We start from the raw sequence: 9,856 nt of genomic DNA, 5'->3' as shown, positions 1-9,856 counted from the left end.
GTTTTGTACTCCAGCATCGTCCGCATCTGCCGCCACGCCGCGTCGGAGATGGCGCCGGCGAGCCTGTGGTTCTTGACCATAGTGCGGACGGTCAGATCTTCGATCACGACCGTTTGGTCTTCACGGACGAGCCGAGTGGTCAGCTTGTGCAGGGTGTCGCGGCGCCGGTCGGCGATACGGGCGTGGACGCGGGCGACCTTCCGGCGAGCCTTGACCCGGTTCGCGCCGCCCCCCTTGGCCTTGCGCGACAAGTCCCGCTGAGCCCGGGCCAGGCGGGCCCGGTCCCTGCGCTCATGCTTCGGGTTGGTGATCTTCTCCCCCGTGGAGAGCGTCGCCAGGGACGTGATCCCCACGTCGATGCCCACCGCACCCGTGGTAGCCACAGCCGGGGCAATCGTGTCGACGCAGAGCAGCGACACGAACCAACGCCCGGCCGCGTCCTGGGACACCGTCACCATGGACGGCGCCGCCCCCTCGGGCAGCGGCCGCGACCACACAACGTCCAGCGGCTCCGCCATCTTGGCCAGCGTCAGCCTCCCCTCACGGAAGCGGAAACAACGCGCTCAACCGCGTCACCTGGATCGTGGCCTCCAAGGGCGGGACCGTCCACGACGTCACCATCGGCGACTGCGTCGAGCTGCAGCACGCCATCGGCGAGCACCAGACCAACGGCTACCACGGCAAGCACCTCTTCTACGCGCTCCTCGCGGGCCTCGGCGTCTTCGGCCCCGACGCCCCGGCACGACTGAAGACGGTGATGCTGCCCTGGCAGTTGACACCGGCAGCCCTGGTCGACCGGCAGGGCATCACCTGCACCGCGATACGCGACCTCCTGGTCGACTACCTCACCGAACGCGCGGTGGACGTCGACTACACCACGCTGGAGGACATGGCCCGCACCCTGGCCGGACTTTTCTGGCGTGACCTGGAGAAACACCACCCGGGCACCGACTCGCTGACGCCGACACCGTCACCGTCACCGCCTGGCGGGAGCGCGTCCGCATGGTCCGCGACCGGCACGGCACCCCCATCCGGCCGCGGGTCAACGCGCACACCGTGTTCAGCTGGGTCCGCACATTCTACCAGGATCTCGCCCGCTGGGCCGCCGACGAACCGACGCGCTGGGGCCCGTGGGTGGCACCCTGCCCGGTCCGCGACAGCGACAGCGACACCGACCACAGCAAGAACCGCGCCCGCCGCAAAGCGGCCATGGACCAGCGCACCCGCACCCTGCTGCCCGCCCTCCCGTCCCTGGTCAAAGCTGTCGAGCGCCAGCTCAAGGACGCCCAGACCTGTCTCGCCACCGGGCGGGAGACCTCGGCCGGAGCCCCGTTCACCACTCCGGCGGGCGAGACCCTCCTCCGCCGCGCCGGGGTGTCCTCCCGCGTCTACGCCGACGACCCCGCCACCGGCCGGCGCCGGGACCTGACCGTGGAAGAGGAACGCGCGTTCTGGGCCTGGGCCATCGTCGAAGTCCTTCGCCACACGGGCATGCGCATCGAGGAAGCACTCGAACTCACCCACCACAGCTTTGTCGCCTACCAGCTGCCCACCACCGAGATCGTGCCCATGCTCCAGGTCGCCCCGTCCAAGCTCGACCAGGAGCGGCTGCTGCTGGTCTCACCAGAGCTCGGCGAGGTGCTCACTGCGGTCATTCATCGCGTCCGGCGCGGGCAGCAGGCCATGCCCCTGGTCTCCGCCTACGACAGTCTGGAACGACTCTGGAGTGCACCGATGCCGTTCCTCTTCCAGCGCCGCTGCGGCCCAGAAGACCGGGCGATCCCGCGCAACTACATCTACACCTGCCTCAACGACGCTCTCGCCGCGAGCGGGCTGACCGGGCCCGGCAACGAGCAGCTGCGATACACGCCCCACGACTTCCGAAGAATCTTCGTGACCGACGCCCTCCGCTCCGGCCTGCCGCCGCATATCGCCGCCCGCATCTGCGGCCACCGGACGGTCGACACGACCCTCGGCTATGCCGCGATCTATCCCGAGGACGTCATCAACCACCACCGGTCCTTCATCGCCCGCCGCCGAGCCCTGCGGCCCGGGGAGGAGTACCGCGAGCCCACCGCACAGGAATGGCAGGACTTCCTCGCCCACTTCGAGCTGCGGAAGGTCGCCCTCGGCGTCTGCGCACGCGACTTTGGCACCCCCTGCGTCCACGAACATGCCTGCATCCGCTGCCCTGTCCTGCGGCCCGATCCCGAGCAGATGCCCCGATTGGAGGAGATCCACGCGAACCTGCTCGACCGGCTCCAGGAGGCCAAGGAACAGGGATGGCTCGGCGAGGTCGCCGCGATCGAGGCCAGCCTCGCCGCCGCCGAGCAGAAGCTCGCCGCCATGCGCGACCTCGCGGCCCGGCACACCACCGTCCACCTGGGCATGCCCGATCTCCGTGGCGTCGTCGCGCGCATCGACTCCGAGCAGCGAAACGAGGATGCGAAGGGGCAGTCCTGAGCACTACAACGAGGGGATGACCGTCTTCCTCTGTTCCAAGTGCGGCACCGCGATCACGCCGGAGCTGGCCGAGCTTGCCGCCGTTCCTGACGTCTCAGACGACGAGCGCGACCGGGACAAGGAGACACGCCGGGCACCGGCCAATGTTCCTCAGGGCCACTACGCGATCGATCCCGAGCCCTGGGGACCTCCCTACGTCATGCAGGACGATCAGGAGGACCCGAAACCTGCTCAGTCGCGCGGACCTGTGGTCTGCCGTGAAGAAGGCTTCGTCATCTCGGCCGGCAGCCGACACACAGTGCTGGTGCACCCTGATGACGCCGCCGGCCTTCAGCCACTGCCCAACTGGGAGAACAGCAGTGGGTGCTGCGGACCGACAGGCGACGAGGGGCTCAACCGGGCCTGCCCTTGCGGCGCTCCGGTCGCGACCCTCGCGGCCGACTGTTTCGGGCCCTTCGAACTGCACCTCGACCCCGTCCGGACCTACGCGTTCTCCCAGTAGGACCGCAAAGCGCGCGCGGACAACGGTGCACGACACGCCCGACGGAACCCGTCCACCTAACTTCTTCACGACTACTTTCCGTGGTGAACGACGGCTCGCAGGCGGACCTGCCGCCGAGCTGGGCTAGTTCGGATAAGACCAGCTCGGCGCGCTCGGCCTGGTCCTCAACGCCGTCGTCCTCTTCAACACCCGCTACATGGACGCCGCGGTCAACCAGCTGCGGGCGGACGGCTTCGACGTCCGCGACGAGGACGTCGCCCGCCTCTCCCCGTTCGTCCGGCAGCACATCAACATGCTGGGCCGGTACTCGTTCAAGCTGCCCGAGCTGCCCGGCGGGATGCGCCCGCTGCGCAACCCGGACGCCACCGACGACGAGTGACGTCGTACGACGGCTCGTCGTGGTCGCCACCATCTTGACCTAGGCGTCCGCGCTGGCCAGAGCCCCGGAGAGGGGTACGGGAGCCGTCACACCGGCGGGGGCCGTTACGGCTTCGCGGACCCGCTCGGCCGACCGTCGGCGGGCCCGGTACGCCTCCTGCCGCGATAGTGCTCGCGGCGGCTGGCTGTGGCGCTACCGCGGGTAGTGACTGGCCTGTGCTCCCAGGACGTTCAGCAGAGCGAGGGCTTCGGCGCCGGGGGATTCCGGAGGCGCGCTGTAGAGCACGAGGTGCTGGTCGCGGTCGGTGAGGGTGAGGGTGTCGCAGTCGACGGTGACCTCTCCGACGGTCGGGTGGCGGAAGGTCTTGGTGAGCATCGGCGCGGCCTGTACGTCGTGTCGTTCCCAGAGCCGGGCGAAGTCGGGGCTGGCGTCTCGGAGTTCGTCGACGAGGCCGGTCACCGCGGGATCGGTGGGGTAGCGGGCGAGCGTGGTGTGGAGTTGCATCACGACGCTGAGGCGGAACTCGGCGGCGTCGGAGATCCCGTAAAGCGTTGCATCGGCGGGCTGCGGTCCGGGGAAGGCCCGGCGGGCGAGGTTGCGGTCTTTGGGCGCGAGCGGAGCGAAGTCCTCCATGAGCGCGGCCGCGAGGTCGTTCCAGGCGAGGACTTCGCATGCGGCGGACATGACGAAGCCGGCCGTCTGTGGCAGCCGCTCCAGGAGGGCGAGGATGCTGGGGCGGACGTCGCGCCGGTGCAGTCCGGTCCGGTTCGGCGCGGTGCCCGCGAGGACGTGGAGGTGGTCGGACTCTGCGTCGGTGAGCCGCAGCGCTGCCGCGATCGCGGCCAGGACGTCGCCCGATGGGCGTGGCGCCCTGCCCTGTTCGAGGCGGATGTAGTACTCCGTGGAGATGTGCGAGAGGACCGCCGCTTCCTCGCGGCGAAGACCTGGTGTGCGGCGTCGCGGGCCGGAGGGGAGGCCGACGTCCTGCGGGCGGAGCCGCTCGCGGCGGCTGCGGAGGAACGCCCCGAGTTCCTGTTTGTCCATACGCCCAGTGTGCGCGCGATGCGGCGGCGGATCCTGGTACAACCTGTGCCTGTATCCGGCCGGCAGGCGGCCGGACGCTGTTGCCATGACGAACCACACGAACACCACCGACAGCGCACCCATCGGCCTGCTCACCGGCAAGGTCCTGTTCATCACCGGCGCCAGCCGCGGCATCGGGGCGGCCGCGGCCCGGCTCTTCGCCTCCGAGGGCGCCGCCGTCGTGCTCGCCGCCCGCAGCACCGACGCCCTGGACCGCATCGTGAAGGAGATCCGTGCCGACGGCGGCGTCGCCGACGCCGTCACCCTGGACCTCGCCGACCCCGCGAGCATCCGCGCGGCGGTCGACCGCGTCGAGGAACTGCACGGACGGCTCGACGGCGCCTTCAATAACGGCGCGGTCGTCCAGCAGCAGCCCGGCCCGCTCGACACCACCAGCGACGCGGACATCGACGCGCAGTTCGCGGTGAACTTCCGCTCGCACTGGACTGCCATGACCGCCGAGGCCGCGCTGATGCGGCAGGGCGGCGGCGGGGCGATCGTCAACACCTCCAGCATCGGCAGCCGCCGCGCGGTACCGCCCCTGCCCGCGTACGGCGCCATGAAGCGCGCGCTCAACAGCCTCACCGAGACCGCTGCGGTGACCTGGGCCCCGGAGGGCATCCGGGTGAACGGCATCACTCCCGGCGGCACGGCCACGGAGATGATGGAGGAGTGGGAGGCGGCGACTCCCGGCATCATCGCGGCCAGTACCGCGGGAACACCGCTCGGCCGCATGGGCCAGCCCCGCGAGATCGCCGAGGCGGCCGCGTGGCTGCTCAGCGACCGGGCCTCGTATGTAACCGGCGCGATCATCCCGGTCGACGGCGGTGCCGGCGCCTGAAAGAGAGCGGCCCGCGCTCCGGGCCGCTCCTTCACGACCCTGTACAAACGGCGACAGCATCTCGATCACCGGCGACGCGCCCGGTATCGGTCCCGGACCCGCACGGAAGCTGCGGGACGCCGAAAAGAGGAAAAAAGGGGAATCAGTCATGACGGATCTCACGGGCAAGGTAGCCGTCGTCACCGGCGCCAGCCGGGGTATCGGGCAGGCGGTCGCCATCCGTCTGGGCCGGCTCGGCGCAGACGTCGTGGTCAACTACTCGCGGGACGCATCCGGCGCCGCCGCAACGGTCGCGGCGATCGAAGCCGAAGGCTCCCGCGCCATCGACGTCCGCGCCGATGTGTCGAAGCCGGACGAGATCGAGGCGCTGCTCGACACGGCGCGCAGCCGGTTCGGCGGCCTTGACATCGTCGTGGCGAACGCCGGCCTCGACGAGGGCCTCGGCCCGGTGCTGGACGTCACGGAAGCCGAATACGACCGCATGTTCAACGTGAATGCCAAAGGCGCGTTCTTCACGCTGCAGAAGGCGGGAGGCATGGTCGACAGCGGCGGCTCGATCGTCTACATCGGATCCAGTTCCACGCTCCGCCCGACGGCCGGCTTCGGCCTCTACACGTCGAGCAAGCTGCCGGGGAGCTTCCTGGTCGGAGTGCTTGCCCAGGAAATCGGCGAACGAGGGGTCACGGTCAACGCAGTCATTCCGACCGCGACAGACGGCGCAGGCTACTTCACCGAAAGCAAGGCCGACGACCCACTCCGCCGGCTCGTGCAGAACGCCAGCCCCCTCGGCTCGCGCATGGGAACGGTCGACGACGTCGCGGACGCGGTCGAGTTCTTCACCGGCGAACTCTCCCGCTGGATCAGCGGACAGCAGCTGCTCGCCAGCGGCGGCGCGCTGAGCTGATCACGCGTCCAGGCCATATCCTGGGCATCGAGAACGGGCCGGCAGCGTCAGCGCGGGCCCGTACGCGGAGATCATGGCGGAACTGCGGAAGCCGCTGTGGACGCGGCCAGTCGCATCCAGTTCACGATCGTCGGCTACTGGCCCGCGAGGCCGACAGCAGGGCTGTACGCATCTGGCCGTGGTGTGGTTCCACGGTAGGGCACACCGGTGACAGCAGGATCAGCGGCGCGCGTCGCCGGGTCCGAGCAGGCTGGTGACCTCGGCAATCGCTTCCGCCGAGGGGTGGAAGTAGCGCCGTACGTTCTCCGGCTTCTTGTGCCGGGACTTGGCCATCAGCATCGGCAGGCTGGCCCCAGCCTCGCCGAGGTGGGTAAGGCCGGAATGCCGGTATTCGTGCAGGTCCCAGCCCGTGCCGGGTACGCCGCCGACGGCCGTGTGCGCATCGAGCAGGGCGCGGGCCTGGCCGCACGACAGCCGGACCAGCCCGGTGTCCGGGCACACGTCACGCGGCGCGAGGACCTTGCCGGGACCCGGCTTGCGGTGGGTGACGAACACCGGCCCCCGCGTACGGCCCTTGATCAGCCGGGGCAGCAGGCGGGCGGTCCCGGCGTCCCAGTACACGGGCTCCAGGACATAGTCTTCGCGTGGAACGCCGCGGCGGCGGGTGCGCGGCTTCGCGCCCTTGGCCTTCACCGGAGCCCGGCGCCCGGCGAGGTCCAACTCCTCGATGTTGACGCCCAGGATCTCCTCCGACCGCGCGACGGTTTCGTAGAGCATCCGCCACAGCGTCTTCTCCCGGAGATGGACGTCGCGGCGGGCGATCAGCCGGTCGACCGCCATCTTCGAGCGGGCCGGGGTCTCCGAGTCCGGCGGGGGCATCCGCTTCACCCAGGCTGGCACCTTCGGGCCGTCGTACCCGCGCTCGACACACCAGCCCAGCCAGGACAGCACCGCCGCCCGGCGGGCGTTCCACGTGTTGACCGCCGCTCGCCCCACAGCTGTTCGAGGGCGCCGCCGATCTCGTCGTCCGCGACCGTGGCGAGCGGGCGGGCCTCGCCGAGGTGTTCGGCGGTCTTGCCGACGCCGATTCCGTACATCTCGGTGCCCTGGTCCCAGGTGAGGGACTTGCGGAGCATCTTGGGGATTTCCGAGACCACATCAATCATGGTGTCGCACAGGGCAGTTGAGGACCTTCCCTCGGGCATCGGGACCGGGATGAAGTACCGGGATGTCCGTTCCACCAGCGTGCCCAGGCAGGTCTTCCCCTCCTTCCCGATGATCAAGTCCCCCTCCCAATGTCCGGGGACCTGGCGACCCTCGACCTCGGCGGGCCGGTCGTCGATGGACCGCATGCCGACGATCCGGGCACCTTTGCCGGTCGCCCGGCCGCGGGGCTTGCGGGTGGTGCGGCCGGACCGCAGGTCCACCCCCAGGCGGGCGAGCTCGCCCTTGGGCAGCGCGTAGATCCACGTGTAGACGGCCTCGTGGGAGATCACCAGGTCAGGGTCGCCGCTGCCGTGCTCGAAACGCAACCGGCCGGCGATCTGGTCGGGCGACAACGCATTGCGCAGCCCGCCGAGTACCCGTTGGCACAGGGCCGGGAGCCGGTCGAGCTTGCGCACCTTCGGACGGCAACGCAGGCCAGCGGCCCGGGAGTTGGATTCGACCGCACGGTAGTTCGGTCGGCTGCCGTGTCGGGCGATCTCCCGGCTGACGACCGAGGGGCACCGGCCGATCCGTGCGGCGATGTCCTTCCCGGACAGCCCCTCGACGATCCCCCGGGAGATCCCCTCACGGTCGGCAGCGGTCAGCGGGCGGCGGGCACGACGCGTGTTCACGGGCGGGGCTCTCCAAGCGCGGGACGGAACCCGAGCCTACGAGACCATGATCAATTGCCTCCACCGGTTGGGATCAAGCATGCCACCGGCCGCGTCCCCTCAGAAACCTCCCGACCGGCGCCCGCCCGCATCGACACCCGACCCTCCGCCCAAGATCGAATCACAGGCTTGCTGCCCAAGCCCCACCTCAGGGCCCACCCCTCGACCACCCGCCAAGACGGAGATCAAAAGCATTCACCCAATTGGGCAACGGGGTCATCGAGACGTTCTACAACCGCCGTCGCCTGCGCAAGCACAAGACCTTCGGCTACCTCACCCCGGCCGAGACCAGGCAGCGGCATCAACACGCCCTCGCGGCATAACCGACGAGTGTCCAAGATCACGGGGCAACTTCACCCCGGGGTCAGACGTGATCAAACGCTTCGCCGCAGCCGTGCCCGGTGGTGGCGAGCATGGTAACGGCGGTCAGCGGCTGCTCGATCCACTCGGTGCGCGCGGTGTGGGCGTGCTCGTCGCACGCGTAGACCTCGGTGCGGATGGGTCCGTTGGCGAGGCCGTCGACCGGAGCACGGCCTTCGATCAAGATGGCTGCGGGCCGGGTGCAGCTACCGATGTGGCGGGTGGTCTTGGACATATGTAGGTCCTTCGTGCCGAGTGAGACGGCCGGGGAGACCGTTGGAACGCGTTTGCTGCCACCGCAGAGAGGCTACTCAACTTGGTGACTCCTCCCCGTCCTGAAGGACGGGGCTTCTCGCTATACCGGGTTGGCGTGGCGACGGACCAGCCCGGCCCCTAGAACGTTGGTGGCTGCGACTGTGTCGGCGTGGGCGGTGTGGCCGCAGGCGACGCAGTGGAACTTTTCCTGTCTGGGCCGGTTGTCTTTGGCGGTGTGCCCGCATTTGGGGCAGGTGCGGGAGGTGTTGCGGGGGTCCACGGCGATCACTTCCCGTCCGGCGCTTTCAGCCTTGGCGTGCAGGATCGTCAGGAACACCCCCCAACCGGCATCGTTGATCGAACGGTTCAGTCCGGCCTTCGCGGTAGCCCCGTTGGGCAGGAAGGTGCCTGGCCGGTCGGGGTCGGGTTTCGGTGCGGGGGCCTTGCTCATGTTGCGGATCTTGAGGTCCTCGTGCGCGATGAAGTCGTGCGCGCGGACCAGGCCGAGAGCGGTCTTGTGCGCGTGGTCGAGGCGCCGGCGCCGTACCTTGCCGTGCAACTCGGCAACCTTGTCCACGGCCCGCTGGTGGTTGGCGGTGCGGTCCTTGGCCTTGCGGCGCGGGAAGCGGGACAGGGCCTGCTGCGCGGCTTCGAGTTTCGCGGCGGCCTTGCGTCCGTGGCGCGGGCTGGGCACGAAATCACCGCCCGAGTCGGCGAGGAAGTTCGCGATGCCCAGGTCGATCCCGACCACGCTGCCGGTCGCGGGCAGCGGCTGTGGCTGGTCCTGCTCGGCGGCCAGCACGACGAACCAGCGACGGCCCTCACGCTTGACCGACACGGTCTTGACGTGACCGGCCACCGGCCGGTGCTGGTTGACCTTCACATGCCCGACGCCCTGGAAGCAGACGCGGGTGGCGGGGTTGTGCGGGGTGGAGTTCCACCGGCAGCCGTCCCCGTCCTTGGGAAAGTCCACCGTGTCGAACCAGTTCACCCCACGAAAACGCGGATAGCCGGGCGTCTCACCAGACTTGACCCGGCGGAAGAACGCGGCGAACGCCTTGTCGAGTCGGCGCAACGTGGCCTGCTGCGAGGAGAACGACCAGCGGCCCTGCCGCTCCGGGTCGAACGCCCGGATCTCCTTGAGCTGCGCCGACTGGCCGCCGTACTTGACGCTGGTCTTCGAGACGTGCCG

General features: G+C 69.7%; 8 protein-coding genes and 4 pseudogenes. 5 read left to right on the top strand and 7 right to left on the bottom strand.

All coding sequences use genetic code 11. The features are described 5' to 3' along the window. Together ABZT03_RS41525 and ABZT03_RS41520 are read right to left on the bottom strand one after the other, a co-directional pair. Positions 1–554 (bottom strand): annotated as a pseudogene (locus ABZT03_RS41525) (RNA-guided endonuclease TnpB family protein); the annotation flags it as partial. Continuing rightward, on the bottom strand, positions 530–940 hold the full coding sequence (locus ABZT03_RS41520; RefSeq protein WP_356049073.1) for a hypothetical protein: 411 nt from the start codon (positions 938–940) through the stop codon (positions 530–532). The pseudogene ABZT03_RS41525 and the gene ABZT03_RS41520, both read right to left, overlap by 25 nt. A gap of 62 nt (positions 941–1,002) precedes the next feature. On the opposite strand from ABZT03_RS41520, the gene ABZT03_RS41515 reads away from it, so the two are divergent. The 3 genes and pseudogenes from ABZT03_RS41515 to ABZT03_RS41505 form a co-directional block, all read left to right on the top strand. Next, complete coding sequence (locus ABZT03_RS41515; protein WP_356049071.1) at positions 1,003–2,463, top strand: site-specific integrase; 1,461 nt, start codon at positions 1,003–1,005, stop codon at positions 2,461–2,463. Positions 2,464–2,479: 16 nt separating this feature from the next. Then, on the top strand, positions 2,480–2,965 hold the full coding sequence (locus ABZT03_RS41510; protein ID WP_356049070.1) for a hypothetical protein: 486 nt from the start codon (positions 2,480–2,482) through the stop codon (positions 2,963–2,965). Between the two features lie 136 nt (positions 2,966–3,101). Continuing rightward, positions 3,102–3,344 (top strand): annotated as a pseudogene (locus ABZT03_RS41505) (Tn3 family transposase); the annotation flags it as partial. Between the two features lie 192 nt (positions 3,345–3,536). On the opposite strand, the gene ABZT03_RS41500 reads toward ABZT03_RS41505, so the two are convergent. Continuing rightward, positions 3,537–4,388: a helix-turn-helix transcriptional regulator gene (locus ABZT03_RS41500; RefSeq protein WP_356049068.1), complete on the bottom strand. Its 852-nt coding sequence runs from the start codon at positions 4,386–4,388 to the stop codon at positions 3,537–3,539. 85 nt (positions 4,389–4,473) lie between these two features. Between ABZT03_RS41500 and ABZT03_RS41495 the strand changes: the two genes are divergently transcribed. Beyond that, a complete protein-coding gene (locus tag ABZT03_RS41495; protein ID WP_356049066.1) occupies positions 4,474–5,268 on the top strand; it encodes an SDR family oxidoreductase in 795 nt (264 codons plus the stop codon). Between the two features lie 148 nt (positions 5,269–5,416). Beyond that, on the top strand, positions 5,417–6,172 hold the full coding sequence (locus ABZT03_RS41490; protein ID WP_356049063.1) for an SDR family oxidoreductase: 756 nt from the start codon (positions 5,417–5,419) through the stop codon (positions 6,170–6,172). 219 nt (positions 6,173–6,391) lie between these two features. On the opposite strand, the pseudogene ABZT03_RS41485 reads toward ABZT03_RS41490, so the two are convergent. The 4 genes and pseudogenes from ABZT03_RS41485 to ABZT03_RS41470 form a co-directional block, all read right to left on the bottom strand. Next, positions 6,392–7,266, bottom strand: a pseudogene (locus tag ABZT03_RS41485) (site-specific integrase); the annotation flags it as partial. 57 nt (positions 7,267–7,323) lie between these two features. Continuing rightward, positions 7,324–8,010 (bottom strand): annotated as a pseudogene (locus ABZT03_RS41480) (IS30 family transposase); the annotation flags it as partial. 403 nt (positions 8,011–8,413) lie between these two features. Continuing rightward, positions 8,414–8,644 carry a hypothetical protein gene (locus tag ABZT03_RS41475; protein WP_356049061.1) on the bottom strand — a complete coding sequence of 77 codons (231 nt, stop codon included), beginning with the start codon at positions 8,642–8,644 and terminating at the stop codon, positions 8,414–8,416. Positions 8,645–8,764: 120 nt separating this feature from the next. Next, positions 8,765–9,856, bottom strand: a 1,092-nt coding sequence (locus ABZT03_RS41470; protein WP_356049059.1) for a transposase, incomplete at its 5' end; no start/stop codon positions are given.

It is taken from the genome of Streptomyces sp. NPDC005574 (genome assembly GCF_040605435.1).
Taxonomy (GTDB): domain Bacteria; phylum Actinomycetota; class Actinomycetes; order Streptomycetales; family Streptomycetaceae; genus Streptomyces.
The sequence above is the reverse complement of the archived record's forward strand: the minus strand, read 5'-3'. Positions and strand labels throughout refer to the sequence as shown.